This window comes from Flavitalea sp. (genome assembly GCF_035489435.1).
GTDB lineage: Bacteria > Bacteroidota > Bacteroidia > Chitinophagales > Chitinophagaceae > DATHKG01.
The window spans coordinates 1-17076 of record NZ_DATHKG010000015.1 but is presented as its reverse complement, the minus strand read 5'-3'; the positions used below and the strand labels follow the sequence as shown (position 1 = coordinate 17076).

General features: G+C 41.9%; 12 protein-coding genes. 5 read left to right on the top strand and 7 right to left on the bottom strand.

Annotation, left to right across the window (positions count from 1 at the left end):
- Positions 1-2: 2 nt before the first annotated feature.
- Positions 3-1328, top strand: coding sequence for a M20/M25/M40 family metallo-hydrolase (locus VK664_RS01510; RefSeq protein WP_461396827.1), 1326 nt, complete (start codon positions 3-5; stop codon positions 1326-1328).
- Between the two features lie 78 nt (positions 1329-1406).
- Positions 1407-2597: a serine hydrolase domain-containing protein gene (locus VK664_RS01505; RefSeq protein ID WP_461396826.1), complete on the top strand. Its 1191-nt coding sequence runs from the start codon at positions 1407-1409 to the stop codon at positions 2595-2597.
- A 46-nt stretch (positions 2598-2643) separates the two neighbouring features.
- On the opposite strand, the gene VK664_RS01500 is transcribed toward VK664_RS01505, so the two are convergent.
- Complete coding sequence (locus VK664_RS01500; protein ID WP_461396825.1) at positions 2644-5058, bottom strand: ABC transporter permease; 2415 nt, start codon at positions 5056-5058, stop codon at positions 2644-2646.
- 306 nt (positions 5059-5364) lie between these two features.
- Between VK664_RS01500 and VK664_RS01495 the strand changes: the two genes are divergently transcribed.
- On the top strand, positions 5365-5820 hold the full coding sequence (locus VK664_RS01495) for a YdeI/OmpD-associated family protein (RefSeq protein ID WP_461396824.1): 456 nt from the start codon (positions 5365-5367) through the stop codon (positions 5818-5820).
- Between the two features lie 23 nt (positions 5821-5843).
- On the opposite strand, the gene VK664_RS01490 is transcribed toward VK664_RS01495, so the two are convergent.
- On the bottom strand, positions 5844-8102 hold the full coding sequence (locus tag VK664_RS01490) for an acyl-CoA dehydrogenase family protein (protein WP_461396823.1): 2259 nt from the start codon (positions 8100-8102) through the stop codon (positions 5844-5846).
- 111 nt (positions 8103-8213) lie between these two features.
- On the opposite strand from VK664_RS01490, the gene VK664_RS01485 reads away from it, so the two are divergent.
- Positions 8214-8819 carry a DUF1543 domain-containing protein gene (locus VK664_RS01485; RefSeq protein WP_461396822.1) on the top strand — a complete coding sequence of 202 codons (606 nt, stop codon included), beginning with the start codon at positions 8214-8216 and terminating at the stop codon, positions 8817-8819.
- Here VK664_RS01485 and VK664_RS01480 read toward each other — a convergent pair.
- The 3 genes from VK664_RS01480 to VK664_RS01470 all read right to left on the bottom strand — a co-directional run bounded on the left by VK664_RS01480 (position 8741) and on the right by VK664_RS01470 (position 13065).
- On the bottom strand, positions 8741-10468 hold the full coding sequence (locus VK664_RS01480; protein ID WP_461396821.1) for an FAD/NAD(P)-binding protein: 1728 nt from the start codon (positions 10466-10468) through the stop codon (positions 8741-8743). The two genes, VK664_RS01485 and VK664_RS01480, sit on opposite strands and share 79 nt — an antisense overlap.
- Positions 10469-10700: 232 nt before the next feature.
- Complete coding sequence (locus VK664_RS01475; protein ID WP_461396820.1) at positions 10701-11828, bottom strand: glycoside hydrolase family 26 protein; 1128 nt, start codon at positions 11826-11828, stop codon at positions 10701-10703.
- 25 nt (positions 11829-11853) lie between these two features.
- A complete protein-coding gene (locus VK664_RS01470) occupies positions 11854-13065 on the bottom strand; it encodes an AGE family epimerase/isomerase (RefSeq protein WP_461396819.1) in 1212 nt (403 codons plus the stop codon).
- 523 nt (positions 13066-13588) lie between these two features.
- Between VK664_RS01470 and VK664_RS01465 the strand changes: the two genes are divergently transcribed.
- On the top strand, positions 13589-14059 hold the full coding sequence (locus VK664_RS01465) for a helix-turn-helix transcriptional regulator (RefSeq protein WP_461396818.1): 471 nt from the start codon (positions 13589-13591) through the stop codon (positions 14057-14059).
- Between the two features lie 45 nt (positions 14060-14104).
- On the opposite strand, the gene VK664_RS01460 is transcribed toward VK664_RS01465, so the two are convergent.
- Together VK664_RS01460 and VK664_RS01455 are read right to left on the bottom strand one after the other, a co-directional pair.
- A complete protein-coding gene (locus tag VK664_RS01460) occupies positions 14105-14686 on the bottom strand; it encodes an outer membrane beta-barrel protein (RefSeq protein WP_461396817.1) in 582 nt (193 codons plus the stop codon).
- A 254-nt stretch (positions 14687-14940) separates the two neighbouring features.
- On the bottom strand, positions 14941-17076 hold a 2136-nt coding region (locus tag VK664_RS01455), incomplete at its 5' end, for a GAF domain-containing protein (protein WP_461396816.1).

Genomic DNA, 17076 nt, shown 5'->3' with positions numbered 1-17076 from the left:
ACATGAGATCATTCCTGAAAGGGATATCATTCGCTTCGTTAATTATATTCAGTATCTCCGGTGTAGAGGCCCAGGATGGTAGCGCTGAAGCGCAGGAACCCGCAAAGGTTGCAGTAGATAAACGCTATCAGACTGAAATGAAGAGTTTATCAGAGAAGGCGGTTATCAAATCAGCTTTTAAAATAATCATGGACCTGGAACCGGAAACGCATAGAAATCTGATAACGCTTAATGAAATACCAGCTCCGCCTTTTAAAGAAGAGAAAAGGGCAGAGAAATTCAGGGAGATGATGAAAGCGATAGGTGCTGATTCAATCTGGATAGATAAAGCCGGGAATGTACTTGCCTTAATAAAAGGCAAGTCAGGGAAAAAAACAGTTATACTCGAAGCTCACCTGGATACAGTATTTCCTGAAGGAACCGATGTAACCGTAAAGCAAAAGGGAGATACATTAAAAGCTCCCGGCATCGGGGATGATACCCGCGGTCTGGCCGTGGTACTCGCTGTCATGAAATCCATGAAGCAGGCAAAAGTAAAAACGGATGCTGATATCTTATTCGCAGGAGTAGTAGGTGAAGAAGGCCTCGGGGATCTTAGAGGCGTGAAACAATTATTCATGGATAATAAGCCAAAGATTGATTCATATATAGCCATTGATGGTGGTGGCATCGGCGGTATTACTTCAGGTGGTACAGGTTCGCATCGCTATCGTATAACTTTCAAAGGTCCTGGTGGACATTCTTATGGCGCATTTGGCCTGGTTAATCCACATAATGCATCAGCCAGGGCTATTCATTATTTTATACTGGAGGCAAACACATATACACGCAGTGGCGCGAAAACTACTTACAATGTCGGAGTAATGGGTGGTGGTACTTCTGTGAATGCCATTCCATTTGAATCATGGATGGAAGTTGATATGCGCTCTGAATCACCTGACAGGCTTTCTGGTATTGATAGCTTATTACAGGGCGCTATAAAAAAAGCACTGGCTGAAGAAAATCAAATGAAAAGAAGAGGCAGTGATCTTACTGTGGATGTGGCATTGGTGGGTGACCGTCCTTCCGGTGTGCAAAGCAATACGCTCCCGCTGGTACAAAGGAGTATGGCATCAGCCATGTTGTTGGGAGCTACACCGAGATTGGGTATCAGTTCAACTGATTCGAATATTCCTATCTCCAAAGGGGTGCCTGCAGTTACGATCGGAAGAGGTGGTGTCGGCGGCGGCGCACATGCATTGGATGAATGGTGGATAAATGATAAAGGTCATCTGGCAATACAGAATGCTTTATTAATACTGGTTTCTGAAGCGGGGCTGGTAGATTAGGCTGTTTTTTTTATTTATATAATTTTATCGTCCCACTTCCAGGTGGGACGTTTTTTTTACACGACTTTAATTATGAGTATGATGAAAAACAAAACCTTATTTATTGCAGATATGTTTCGCACCCTGTCTATTTTTTTACTCGTCATTTTCATCACTCTAAGAAGTTCCGCGCAACCCGAAAAAGCAGAAGCTGAAAAAGCAGAAGCTGAAATTCAAACCATCATGCAAAAACTGGAAGTCGTTGGACTTTCAGTAGCAGTTGTCAAAAACAATAAGCTGTTTTACACAAAAGCTTTTGGCTATAAAGATATCGAAACGAAAACACCGCTTGCCAGCAATCATCTTTTCCGGATCGCATCAATATCAAAATCGTTTTCTGCCACCGCTGTTATGAAACTTGTTGAACAGGGCAGGCTATCGCTCGATGCCGATTTCGGAAAACTGATCGGCTTCCCCATTAGAAATCCAAAACATCCTGACCGGATTATAACCTTGAAAATGGTACTCTCCCATACCTCTGGCATCAATGACAGCCAGGGATATTTTAACCTGGATGTAATTAATCCTGCAAAAAATAACAATTGGGCCAGGTGCTACAACGACTACGCTCCCGGTGAAGGCTACCAGTATTGTAACCTCAATTTTAATATGCTTGGTGCTGTGCTGGAAAAAGCAACAAGCATTCGCTTCGACAATTTTATCAGGCAACAGATTATCACACCGCTGGGTTTGAATGCGGGCTATTGTGTTGATTCGCTTAATAATGAGTTATTTGCCACACTATATGAATTGGACTCTGCGACTAAAATGTTTAAAGCAGCAACTTCGGCGTATGCACCACGCCGTGAGGAAATAGTTAATTATGTAATGGGTTACAGCACTCCGATATTTTCGCCAACAGGTGGAATGAAAATATCCGCCGTGGACCTTGCGAAATATATGATGATGCACATGAATTTTGGCAAAAACAAAACCGGGAAAGGTCGCCGGATCATTTCAAAAAAAAGTGCCAGGCTCATGCAATCCGTAGTCGCCGTCAAAGAAGGCTATGGTCTTGCACTCTGGAATACTGACAAGCTGATAAAAGGAAAAACATTGATTGGCCATACAGGTTCAGCTTATGGTCTATACAGTGCAATGTTTTTTGATCCCAAAAAGAAATTTGGCTTTGTAGTGATAACCAATGGTTGTAATCCTGTTTATACGGAGGGAACCAATGAAGTTTTGAGAAGCACCATCAATACTTTGTATGAAACTTTAATAAAATAAATTTTCCCTATCCTGCTTGCCACTATCCCAACCCAGCGAATTTATCTCAACCATCTGTCCTTAAACTCTTAACGGGGTTTGTAATAGCAGCCCTGGCCGCCTGGAAACTACTCGTAAATATTGCTATAAATATTGCAAGACCTCCTGCCATCGTCAGCATCCACCAACTGATATTTACCCGGTATGCAAAATCATCCAGCCATTTACTCATAGCCCAGATAGAAATGGGAAATGCAATAACAATAGAAATTAAAACCAGTCGCAGAAAATCTTTAGAGAACATTACCAATATACCCGGAACACTTGCGCCGAGTACACGCCGTATTCCAATTTCCTTTATCCGTTGCTCCGCTGCATAGGTAGCCAAACCGAATAATCCAAGACAAGCAATCAAAATTGTAAGCCCTGCAACAATCATAAAAACAGTTTCCCTGATACGGTCCTGCTGGTAAAACAAGGCCCATTGTTTGTCCAGGAAATGATACTCAAACAGGTGTTGCTGATCAATTCCCTGAACCACTGCTTCCATTTGCTTTAGGGTTTCCGGAATATTCTGCGCATTCACCTTTGCGGTGAAATAATCTATCATCTGCACAGGATTTTTTTCATAAGCCATTATCAGTGGCGCCACCGGCTGCCTCAGAGATTGATAATTAAAATCGGCAACAATGCCAACAGCCCTTGCCTTGAATGCCTCATCTCCTACCGAAATGGAGATTAACTGATCAGCAGCTTTTGAAATACCAAATTCCTTTGCAGCTACCTGGTTGATAATTATCCCGGCTGAATCAGCATTCGTGTTATAAAAATTTCTTCCTTCCAATAGTTTGATGGAATAAGTTTGCAGGAACTTATCATCTATCCCGAGAAAATACATATCAGCACCTTCGATTGATTTTATTTTTTCACCCAGCGCTTTTATGGTCACAAGATTTTTCCATTCCCCCGGCACTCTTGATGAAACAGAAACATCCTTAACCTGTGGTATTTTACCGAGTTCAGTTTTAATAGTTTCCGCCTGGCGACGGACCTTCCCGCTATTAATATCAATCACAACCAACTGATCTTTGCTGAACCCCATATCTTTTGAGTTTACATATTTCAGCTGGGTATAAACAACAATCGTGGCCACGATCATAACAATCGCAATAGCAAATTGAAAAACCACCAATGCACTTCGCAGTGATATATTGCCACGGCCGATATTAATCTTTCTTTTGAATAATTGAATTGGCTTTAACCTTGATTGAAAAAATGCGGGGTATAGTCCTGAAAATAAACCAACGAACAAAGCGATGATCACAATACCAAACCAGATGCGATAATCAGTCTGGAACCCCAACACAAGTTTTTTACCTGTGAAATCATTGAACTGTGGTAACAACAACTTTACAAGCGCGAGTGCAAGTAATATTGAAATCAAAGTAACAACAAATGCTTCCGATGTAAACTGGGTTATCAGGTTGTTCCTTGATGCACCCGCTACTTTCCTAACAGCAACTTCTTTTGCCCGGTTAACAAAACGGGCAGTTGTAAGATTCATATAATTGATAGAAGCAATTAGCAAAACAAAAAAGCCGAGTACCGCAAATACATAGATATAAGTGATATTGCCATTTTCAGTCATTCCTCCTTCTATATCGCCGGAGTAAAAATGAATATCTTTTAATGGTTGCAACAAAAACCGGCGTTTGTCTTTATTTGCGCTTTTGTTATTTGCCGAAACCAGCTCACCAACCTGCGCTTCAATACGGGTCGGATCAACATCAGCATCAAGAAGTAGATATGATGCGAAAGTGCCCGAACTCCAATCATTGATCAGGTAATTCCGGAATCCTGTAACTCCCATAGCGTCTTCCGAAAAACAGAAATTAAAACTTATATGAGAGTTAACGGGAAAGTCTTTCAGAACAGCCGTGATTTTGCAGGGAACGCTGTCGCGGTCCACATTCAATTGTTTGCCTATTACATCTGTAGTCCCGAACATTTTTTTTGCCGAAGATTCGGTGAGAATTACTGTATGCGGACCATTGAGCGCAGTTTTACGATCACCCTGTAGTAATGGAAAATCAAATGTTGTCAGGAAGCCTGGATTAGCGATGAAGAAATCTTCATAGAAAACATTTGTATTTCCTACAGATGAAATATTAGCTCTCCCCAATGGTGCGATACTGGCAACATCTGCAACACCTGGCAGATCTGTCCTCGCGCGTTGACCAACCTGGTAAGCACTACCGGCTCTTTTTATTTGCTTCCCATCAATAGAAGCCAGCTCTGTAATAACCCTATAGATGCGATCACCATTTTTATGAGAAGCATCATAGGTCAGCTCATCAAAGATGTATAATGCTATCAGGAGAAAAGCGGTTAGACCAACCGTTAGACCGAAAATATTTATGAAAGAAAATGTTTTTCCTTTTATAAGGCTCCGGATCGCTGTTTTGATATAATTCCTGAACATCTGGGGAGTTTTGGCTTTTTTGAAATAGGCTTAACCCAAAATCACCGAAATAACTAAGCCAGATTTTAGTTATTTGATATGTAAGTCATTGCAAATCGGAGCACCAACACAAATGCCCGTTATCGGACATAGGGTGTACGGCGTGATTCAAAACCAAAAGGAGAACCGGGATAACCTGGTTGTAGTTGCCCCCTCAATATGTCGCAATCGCCCATAAGGCGGATCATGTTTTATTGATATTTTTAATTAAACAAATCAGTTCTTTACAAACAAATAAGGTCATTACAAGCAAATCAAATTATTATTATGGCAACAAAAGTAAAGTTCAACACAATTATCTTACAGGAAGGGAATAACACAGGTATCGAAGTTCCCGGGGCAGTAGTGGAAAAACTCGGGGCAGGAAAACGTCCCGCAGTAAACGTTTCATTAAACGGATTTAACTATCGATCTACCATTGCGGTTATGGGCGGTAAATTCCTGATCCCTTTGAGTGCGGAACGCCGTAACCTTGCGAATGTAAAGGGCGGCGATAAAATGGACATAAGCCTGGAACTTGACACCGAGCCAAGAGAAGTAGATCTCCCGGAAGATTTTACAAAAGCGCTCAACAAGGATAAGAAAGCGTTGAAATTTTTTGAAGGATTGTCGTACAGTGCTAAACAACGTTATGTGCTTCCCATAGGGCAAGCCAAAACGGAAGAAACAAGACAGCGCAGAATCGAAAAAGCATTGTCTGATCTGAACGCCGGTAAGAAATAGCAGCAGGGTAAAAATGTTTACATCTAGAAAGCTATAGGTGCTGCAAGGCATGAATCGGGAATATCAAATGCCTGAACCAGCGGCACAGCATCTTTCCTGATATCCCAGCAAAGCTGGTTTACCATCTTGCGGATGGCCTTGGTTTTTACAGCCTCCATATAACCATCTTCCAGGTACCAACCTTTGTTTTGTTCAATGACTGATAGAGCAAATAATTGTTGTAAACGGATGAGTGCGGCCCTTACTTTTTCCTCTTCCACTTTTACCACAGCAAGTTGAAACTGCTCAAAAATAATCCGGTCAAGCCAGGCCCGGGCTAAATCAACCATCTGGTGTTGTGTAACATTAAATGCGTCATATGAATCAAGACCGCTGTCTATCAGTTTTTTTATCCTTCTTGCAGCTGATGCCAGCGTTGTCTTCTCACGATGCTCCAATGCTTGCAGGTGGAACTGATCATCCAGCAAATGCGCCTCATCTGTTTTGCGCGTAACAATTGGATTTTTTTCTGAGAGAGCCGTTTTTGCATTCTCATATACATAGTAGATCATGCCCACCGCGTTCATTTGACCAAATGCTTTCCTGAATTCTGCCAGCCGGTTCTTCGCAACCAGTTGCATCAGCACAGTATTATCACCCTCAAAAGTGGTATAGATCTCTGTGTCATTTTTTAATGCATTAAGACGGTTCTCCGACAGGTATCCTTTGCCACCACAAGCCTCGCGGCATTCCTGTAAAATATCGGTGGTACTCCAGGTTGAATAAGATTTCATCCCCGCAGCCAGTGCTTCTATCTCCTGCATCTCTGATTCGCTTTTACCAAGATAGCGACGGGTGAGATATTGCAGGCCGAAATGAATAGCATAACTCCGCGCCAGTAGCGGCATCAGCCGTCTTTGGTGCATGCGGTAATTAAGAATCGGAACCTCTAAACCTCCTTCCGGGCCAAACTGCCTTCTGCGATCACTGTACCTGATAGCTATAGCAAGTCCTGATTTGGCTGCAGACAACGCTGACCTGGGGATTCCTATCCTTCCACCTACCAGGGTGCCCAACATCGTAAAGAAACGCCTGTTATCGCTTGGGATCGGGCTCTCAAATTCACCTGCTTCATTCACAGAAGCGAACCGATCAAGCATATTCTCTTTTGGAATGATCACCTGGTTAAAAATGATTGTTCCATTATCAACACCATTCAAGCCCATTTTATGACCGCAATCGCCAATCACAATTCCCGGTTGCACCTCCCCGTTAGTATCACGAAGGGATACTATAAAGGCATTTACGCCATAGTCTTTTCCCTTGATAATAAGTTTGGCAAATACAGTCGCCATTTGTCCGTGTACCGCAGCATTGCCAATATATTCCTTCCTGGCTTCGGGATGGGGAGTATGGATCACAAATGTTTTATTATTTTGATCATAGGTTGCCGTGGTTTCAATACCTTTTACGTTTGAACCATGGTTTGTTTCTGTCATTGCAAAACAACCGGGTATTTTGAGCGAGCCGATATCAGCAAGATATTTCCGATGATGTTTTTCAGTACCCAGCGACTGAACACTCATTCCCCATAATCCGAACTGTACACCAAATTTTATTACAAGACTGAGATCATGATAGCTGAGCGTTTCCATGATAGCAAAATATTCCGCCATGTTTTCCCCACCACCATACTGATGTGGATATCCCATATTGCCAAGATTTTCCCTTGCCAGGGTCTTGCACCATTCATAAACTTTTTCCCGGTATACGTTAATATCCGTGGATGTTTCATATGCAAACTCAGGCCGGCTCAGCAACAGTTTCACTTTGCGGATGATGAGTGCCTGGGGACCATCAAGTATAGCCGTCAGTTTTTGTATGTCGAAACTACTTATGGTTTGATAACCCGAGGTGAGCGTTTTTGTATGGCTGCTGAAATTTGTAACGATCTCATCCCCCAAAATTCCAAGATCATTTTCAAGTTTCGAGAATTTCGGTTTTAACCGGATAATCGACTCATCATCATTAGAAAGCCACACAGAAAGATCAAAAATTCCGGTTGCTTCGGGATTTGCCTGCAAACTTTTTTGTATCTCCTGTTTCCATTTTGCAAGTTGCTGACGTGAAGGCGGCGATGATATATCAACGTTAGAAAGCAGTATCTCCTGTTCATGGTCACTGAGCCAGTCCTGCGATCTGATAAATTCGCTTAAGGTGCCCAGTTCTTTCTGAGTTAAAAGATCGTCTGACCATACTAGGTAAAAAACGGGTAGAAATGCTTTTAATTTTGGACTTTCCATATTGTTCCTGCTATAGGGCAAAGTGAAATTAATTGAAATTTGACTAACCTGTACTGTTCTATCCAGGAAGCCTATTTTTGCAATCTGCCTGTATCACAAAAATTGCTCAAAATGCCGAAACTTTTTATGTTACTGATTGGTTGTATGCCACCGGGAAGGCATGTTGAACAACATGATGTGTTTTTTGCCATTGGCGATTCCCTTCGGGAGTTGATTCCCCAGGTGCAGGCTTTCTGGCCGGAAGCAAAAAACAGTTTGCATTTTGATGCATGGCGTGAAGTAAAAAAGGTGGAAGGCTTTTCAATAAAGGTGATTGAATCAGCCGGCATTTCCAGTGACACACAATTGTTTTTCATAAACCTCGGCGGTTATAAGCCAGGTGAATTTGAAGAGTTCCACTACAAGATGATTATCGTAGCTGCCGACAAAGGTGAGGCTGTGGCTAAAGCCAAACAGGTTGCTTTTTTCCGTCATACGGGTTTCAAAGGCGCAAGAGCGCATATTGATGACCGCTATGGCGTAGATGTTGATGATTTTTTTGCAATTCCGGACATCCTTCCTGCTGTCACCAAAAAACAATATAGCCTCGAAATAGTTCCGGCCAGTGAAGACCAGCCGGAAGATGAAATTCATCTTGGTTATTTCAAACTTGACAGCGTCGATAAATGGGATACAACTTTTTCTGATGCCGCTTCGCAAAAATCCAGTCCGGAATAATCAGGATTAAAACCGCCGATATGCGGGACGGCCATTACGTAGATTCTTTCGCTATAAACACCGTTTTTGTCTAATACCTGGAAATGATCGTTAATTTTGATACCGGGTACGCGCAAAAAATAATCCCCGTTAGTATCTTTTTCCACCTGGTCGTTTTCGGCCATTGTTTTCGCACCAACTTCGTTTGACCTGAATTTTATCGAAGCAGGACTTAACGAACCTGATTGAAGAAGGGATTTAAAAGGAAATTCTTCATACATAAAATGTGGCTGACCGGTGCAATCTACAAACATGTTATAACTGGTTGCCTGCTGCCCGCCATCTGGTTGAGTATATTTATATAAAACTCCTCCCTCCTCCCGGGGAATAACCTTGCTGTCTTTATCAACAGATACAAGACTGAGCACACCTGCTTCATATAAAGCCAGTAGTTCAAGGCAGGAACTCTGGGGCACAAAAGCAATGACGATCGAAATCAAGGGCATCAAAGTTTTTTTGAGCCGCATCATATCTTCAGCAGATAAATATTTTGCAGGATAGTTCAATGTAAAACTTAATTCTGCCAGTGCTTCTTTCCAATAAATCGATTCTCTTTTCCTGATTGATTTTTCCGCTTCCACAAATTCTGCCCTGAACAATAGGAATGGGTCCACACGTTCCCTGAGACTCATCATCTTTTCAACGAAATCTTCGATTGCCAGGTCTTTAATCATTTCATAAAATTCCGGGTCCTGTTCCCGAATCGCATCTTTGAAATTTCGTTCAAACAAAAAATCAAGTGGCACGAATCCATCATTTGCCTCCATGCTGGCTTTAATTTCCTCTTCGTCCAGCACTGATTTTGATATCAGATGTGTGTCTTCCAGGTGAAAACGAATGGCAGGAAGCATTCCATCAATTGAATGCATCACAAGCCTGAATTCAGAACTGTCTTCATTGAGCCGGTAACTAACCTGGCCGCCGTCCTCTTTTGTAAAAGTACCATTCTGTCTTGCCAGCGTACGAATCGCATCTATGGCTGTCAGCGAAGCGCCCTTGATGGCAACCGGAAAGTTAACATCCAGTTTTAACTTGGCAGGGGGATATGGCGAATCAAAGTAGTTTGGAACCAGGCCCTCGTCGTTTGTCGGCCAGTAGTGCCCTGTTGTCATCACAACATGGTCAAAACTGTAATCGTCCTGTTCGGTAATAACCCTGACTTCATTAAGCCCGCGTTCGTCTGCAAGGTCTGTAACGACTGAATTAAGATACAAATGGGTTACAATCCCCTGCTCTTTTGCCTGTTTTAATAAGAGCTTAAACTGGTCCTCGAGGTATTCACCGAATAACAGCCTGGGAACCACCTTGTAGTCGTTGAATTTCTCCGCCGCCATATCAAATGGTTTTAGAACCTCAGCCGGCGCAGTCCGGATCCATTCCTTCATTGAACTGACAATTTCCGGAATTTCATGCCCCGAAACATTGGTTATATGTTCCTGATTCGCACCTTCATAACTATAGGGCATACCCGAACCGAGTTGATCCTTCTTTTCAAACAGGCTAATCTCAAGATTCTGGTGTCCACTTTCCACAAGGCGTTTAAATACAAACAGACCTGAAGGGCCGCCGCCAAGGATACCAATCCTGATCCGTCTTTTAGCTGATTCCATTTCTATATTTGATTTCCCGGGGGTTATCCGATATTTTCGAAATAACAGTGAAATTTAAAAAGAGTTAAGCCTACCCGAAGATTTATTTTGGAAGAAAATAAATTTGAGGACATGCAATTGTAAAAAAAGCTCCTTTGTGAAAGAGCCTTTTTCCTGATATTTTGACCAATCATGATACTATTATTGCATAAAAGTTTGCAGAAGCGTGTCAACTCTGATTATTATTCATTAATCAACGATAGATGCCCTTCAGATCTTTTTCGAAAAGGGTAAAATTGTCATTGTAGAACTTCATAAAATCCGGGACACTTGAATGGCCGGGAAATGGCGCATAAAAATGCGTCTGGCTCCTGGTATCGTTCCGCCACACAAGTACATAGCTCAAACGTAGCTTTGAATTTTTTAGAGATTTTAATAAAGTTTCGGTCCACCAGGAATTGTTAGGTATCGATTCAAGGCCAGTCTCCGTAAAGGCCGCAAGTTTGCCTGCTTTTTCGGCATAGGCAGAAACGATCTGCAGTTTTTTTATCCCGTTCACTACATCATATTTCCCATCCCTCCCCCAGTCACCATAGTTATCCATACCGACCATATCAACATAAGCATCGCCGGGATAACGTTCGAGAAATTCCTGTTCGCTGTTGAATTTATTATCTGGTGAAAATGCATAAATAAAATTGTGTACACCTAAACTGTCTCTTAAATAATTCACAGTAAACTTCCACAATGTTTTGAATTCATCAGGAGTGCAATGCGCCTTGCCCCACCAGAACCAATCACCATCAAATTCATGATAAGGTCTGAAGATCATTGGAACAAGATTTCCGTCTTTGCCTTTTACTGAGTTCGCAAGCTCTCCAATCGTACCAAGTATTTTTTTGTATTGATCATGATGAGATCCACCAGGAATGATAAGCTTTACTGCCGGAACGGAAACACTGTCGCGCCAGTAAAATCCACCACCCGAAGCGGGGTTTGAGAAATGCCAGGCTACAGTCGTAATTCCACCGCGGTTATAGGTATCCGTTATATTTTTTTTAAGTGCTGTTAAGGTTTTGCGGATATCAGAATCTGGTCGGCCAGACAAGCCACTAAAATCAACTCCAATAACTGCCGGATGCGACCCGGTCACCGATTTCACATCAGAACGATCCGCATCACCACTCCAGCCGTGTCCATATTCAGTCGCATGCTGGTGGCCGAATAAAATATGACTGGCTGATAACCGTTGAAGATTAACGGCCAAAGCTTTTGTTTCTTTACTGGCTTTCTCATCTATCAGCCGGATGAGCTTTGTTTGGGCATTCGAGGTCAGCAACAAAATCAATATTAACGGACCTAAAAAAATCACCTTTTTCATATTCCAGATTTATTTATAATCGAAACTAATCTGTTGATAATCCCATTGTCGTGATCCTGTTCAAAATTTCCATACATGCCCTGCCATTGCGATAAGGGCATTTCCAAATTCCGGCTTTATCCTGGCCAATCATCGGTTGATTTTGTTCATCTACTCCCCAATGCCATTCGCCTGCGTGGGAATCGAGTAAATTGGTTTTGACAAAACGCCAGCTGCCGAGACTTCTTTCAAAAAATGAATCATCATTTGTTATTTGCCAGGTGTTGAAAAACCCGACCATAGCCTCCGCCTGCGGCCACCAGTGTTTTTCGCGAACCAGGTGGTCCCCGTCTTTTTCATACCAGAGTCCTCCATCGTCATCAAGGCCCCTCGCAGCGGCAGTTGCCAGGCTAATTGAAACCTGTTGAAACTTTTCTACCAGATCTTCTTCACCAGTAAAATGCGCCGCTTCCTGTAATAACCAGGCAGCTTCAACATCATGGCCAAAAGACACGACAGAAGACTTCAGGTTCCATTCCTCATCAAAGAACAAATTCAAATGACCGGTTTCCTTATTGATAATATGATCAGCAAAATTATTCATCAATTGAACAAGACAAATCCTCAACTTTTCATCCGGCCATACCATCAATAGATTGGCATATGCTTCCACCAGGTGAAGATGCGTATTCATCGACTTTTTTTTATTCGGATCTTTATCACCCAGGCTTAGTTCGTTAACCTGGTTCCAGTCCCGCCCAAAGTCTTCGATATAGCCGCCATGCTCTTTGTCGAAACTATGGTTTTCTATAAGTTGAAATATATTGATAGCAGCCGAAAGTATCTCTGGTAAAGGGTCGCACTTGTAGTATTCAGACAGGCCATAGATGGCAAAAGCCTGTGCATAAATTTGCTTTTTTGAATCGGCAGGAGAACCGTTTTGGTCCAAAGTCCAATACACTCCGCCATAAACCTGGTCAATAAAATGTTCAACAAAATACCGGTAGGCACGATCGGCATATTCGAGATATTGGCCCTCACCCGTATGATTATACGCGGCTGAGAAAGTCCATAGGATCCGGCTGTTTAGCACTGAGCCTTTTTCTGATTTGATATCACGGCTATTATCGTCTTTGATACGTCCTATATACCCACCGTATTGTTCATCTGGCATATTTTTCATCCAGTATCCGAGTATGGAGTCAAGTTCTGTTTTTACTTCAAGAGCATAAGTATCTAAAATTGCTGAGTCCGGCATCTTATTATGGATATTAATTCAGACTGCATTATCACCATTTTTCGACAAATTTCGATACTGAACTTTCATGATAATTGTTTAAGCGGAATCAAATGAGATTTCTATCACCCTGATATTGCGTCCAAAAACGAATTTATCTACCTGCCTGTTAGCTGGTATTAATTTACATGTTCTTATATTATTTTGGCTATAAAGCTGAAGGATGATCTCTAATTGTTTGATAAGAAGGAAATTATATCCGCAATGCCAAAGGCGCCAAAAGAATAATTGGCGATCATATTGAGGAGATTAACAACCTTGAGTTGGTACTGGTTGGGCCAAATCTGCAGCATGCCTGGTTAACGCATAAATGCCAGTGCAAAGAAATTTTTGAAGTTACTATTCAGTTTCATCGTGATCTTTTTGATGAAAAGTTGTTAAAGCGGAACCAGCTCTGTTATATCCGGACCATGTTTGAAAAATCAAACCGCGGCATTTCATTTTCGAGAGATACTATTGAAAAGTAGCTCCGAGACTGATCGCTTTGAGTCATAACCATGGATTTGATTCCGTGCTGGAACTGTTGTCTATCCTGCATGATCTTTCTGCTACGCGGGATATCAAGATTCTGTCTGATGCTTCTTTTAATAATATTGATAACCCGACTTATAATAGCCGTCGCATTGAAAAAACGATGGAACATATGAAGCTGAATTTTGACAAGCAGATCACGTTGACAGAAGTTGCAAAACTGGCCAACATGACTGAAGCTGCTTTCAGCCGGTTTTTCAAGAGCCGGACGGGCATGACTTTTATCGATAGCCTTAATGAGATCAGGCTCGGACATGCTTCACGCCTGCTGATTGATACCACCCGGTCAATTGCGGAGATTGCTTATCATTCCGGGTTCAACAACATTTCAAACTTTAACCGCATCTTTAAAAAGAAAAAGAGTAGCACGCCCAAAGAGTTCCGTGATAGTTATCAGAACTTTGGAACGAGGATATTTGTTTAAGATGATTTATTGAAACTGCTGGCTGGCCAACCTACCCAAATCGGCCTACAACCTCAGGCGAACACCGGCATTAATAAAAAGAGTGCGGGATTTTCCAACATCAATCATATTAATATCCTCATCCTGCACGTTTGTCAATGACCACTGATACTGCAGTTCCACAAACACAAAAGAGATATCAAGTCCGGCGCCGAGAAATGCGCCGAAACAGGCACTCTTGAAATCATCTTTATCCAGATCTTTCACATGTGTGAGAATAAAGGCAGAAGCACCTCCAAACGCGCGTAGTCCAAACTCAGAATTTTCATCGCCCAATAGCTTATATCCAACGGCTATGGGAATGCGGAGACCACTGATATCATAATCGACGTCTGCCTGGTTCGAATTTGCAGATGTATATTCTGTACTTTGTTTGAGGTAGAATATACCAGGTTCAAAATATAATTTTTTACCAAATGCAAAGCTGCCACCAATCTGGTAACCAAGTTTGGCTTTACTATCTCCGCCCTGGGGATCTTTTGAAAAATCTGTAAAATTGATTCCTATCGCAGGTTTAATTTCCACTTGTGCATTTAAGATCGTAGAGCTGATAATGCAAAGGCAAAGGACAATCAAGGCTTGTTTCATAAAACGAGGTTTTAGTACATGATAAAAAAAGTATTTAAATGAAAATATGCTGCTAATCTCATGCCGCGGGCAACAGGAATATAATGCCCCCAGAATTTAGACATATCCAACTAAACCAGGTCGGATTATAGGCATTATCACTGGAGATACGCTCACGATATTGGGCCGGGATTAAATACAAAGGATGTACAGTTTGCAACAGCCAAACTTGTGTACCAATTGGCCAAATAGGTAAAATATGCCGACTAAGATTTTCAGCCAAAAGACATTTGTAAGGTCTTGCTTTGTTGGATTCCTTCAAAATGCGGGTTATAGACCAGCTCCGCGCGCAGCGCTTTCAGGCCTGTGATGCCTTGCAAATCTTTTAGTTCAAGACGCTCTATATCGGAACTGATATATTCAATTGACTGCAGGTATTTTAGATAGTTAAAATACTCCTGCGCTTCCTTATCCTGCGAATAAACAATTGCCAGCTTACCGGGTTGAGTAAGCCTTTCATTGCTGCCTTTCACATAAGCCTTATCTATCCGCTTCTTCAATATCTCATACCTGATATTATAAGCTCCGTCCACGTCGAACTTTTTCTCATCCATCCTGAAACGAATATTAACAGGATTAGCATGCACAAGTATGAGTGAACATATGCGCAGTCCGTTTCTTTCTTCGCCAGGGATATTGTTTACTTCATTTTCAATCTCGCAACAAACCAACAGTTGCCAGAGGCGAAGGTTCTGAAGATATAGCGGATGAAAATCGCGGGTTTCAACCATCGATTGTCCTATATATAAATTATGCTCAACACCATCTGTTTTATATTTCTCCAGGTAATGGGGAAACATTTCCTGGGCAGCAAGCTGCGCCTTGTCGAGATAATTGCCAATAGTATCATTAACGCGCTTTACGCAGTGTTCATATTCTTTTCGTTTGTCATAAACCACACCCATGTCCGGGTCAAGCCTGTTTTCGTAAGCAACGAGTGCATTGTGCATTACACCACCCATCGTATGAAAATAACTGAAAACAGGTCCAAGTTGTTCACGGAAAAACTCCTGTATTTTATTTTCATCACCGGCCGACAGCTGCTGCTGCAATTGGTGCATATAGGTTTCTGTTCTGAACTGCAGATCTTTATAGACAGGCAATGAAAACTTTGATGCTGCGAGGTCGAGAATATCTTTTGCAAGAGATAGTTGTTCAATCATATCTGCCTGGATAGCGCCATTTCGGGCTAAAGATGAATCCTGAATATCGGCCTGGCCATACAATGGATAGACCTCGTCGAATACAATATCTTCCATGGAGGCAGCAGAACTATTTATCCCGGCCTTGGCTGATTCCAGTATTTTTTCTGCAGCTTCAGTAAATCGCCAGGCTACCGTGGGATGAATCGCGGTACATTTCTGTCGGATAATGGCTTCAACCTCATTTTGTTGTTCGTTCTGAAGCCTGTTCATTGCCGTGGACAGAAGCAAAATTATCTCCTCCATAGTGAACACTGTCATTGCATTCAACATATTCGGCTGATCAGCCCCAAGCTCTAGTATTCCAATAAGCTCTTCGTTATAAAACAAAGGCAACGCGACATAACTCCGGATATCCTTTTCAAGCAGCAGATCAATAAAAAAATCCTTACCCTTGCCATCAATGGCAACAACTGATTTTATATACGGCTTCCTGTTTTCGAAAATGGATTGAATTGCCGGCTTATTAAATACGGCTGCAGGTTTTTGTTTTGCCTTTCCGGTCATAGCGATATTACCTGAAACCTTTGACCCTATTGGCCTCAACAAATTCCGGCTTTTATTATACAACATAAAGCCTGCATAGAGTTTCGGAATATTCAGCAGTGCGGAAAGATTGTATTCAATGCGGCTTACAATTACCGGATCAACAAAAGCATCTTTATTAAGAAGGTCGTATTTAAATGCTGACTTGGACTCGGCGTGAGTAACGTCAAAAAGAGAAACGATTGTAAAACCTTCAAACCTGAAACTTCCCGGCGGGATCTTTTTTTTCCAGTACTCAACATCTTCAAAATGATCAAGCAGGTCATTAATATCTTCTTTCGTAAGATGCTTTGTATTTTCATTCGGTAAGATCTCAACAAATTCGGCATTAATCTTTGAAAGGAACCTACGGGGAACGCCGGTCTTTTTATCATGAAAGTCAAAATGGAGATCATGCAAAAAACTAATACCTGCGCGATAATATCCATTAAGCACCACCATGCAGGCGAATACATACATCATGTTCTTATCTTTCATGGGTATGCTTACATCGCCCTCTGCCGCGTCTATTAGATTTGCAAATCTTTTAGTCGGATTAAAAAACATTGTTTTGAAGGGAATGCCGGCGGCCTTAAAATCAAAATTGGTAGAAATAGGAGGAAA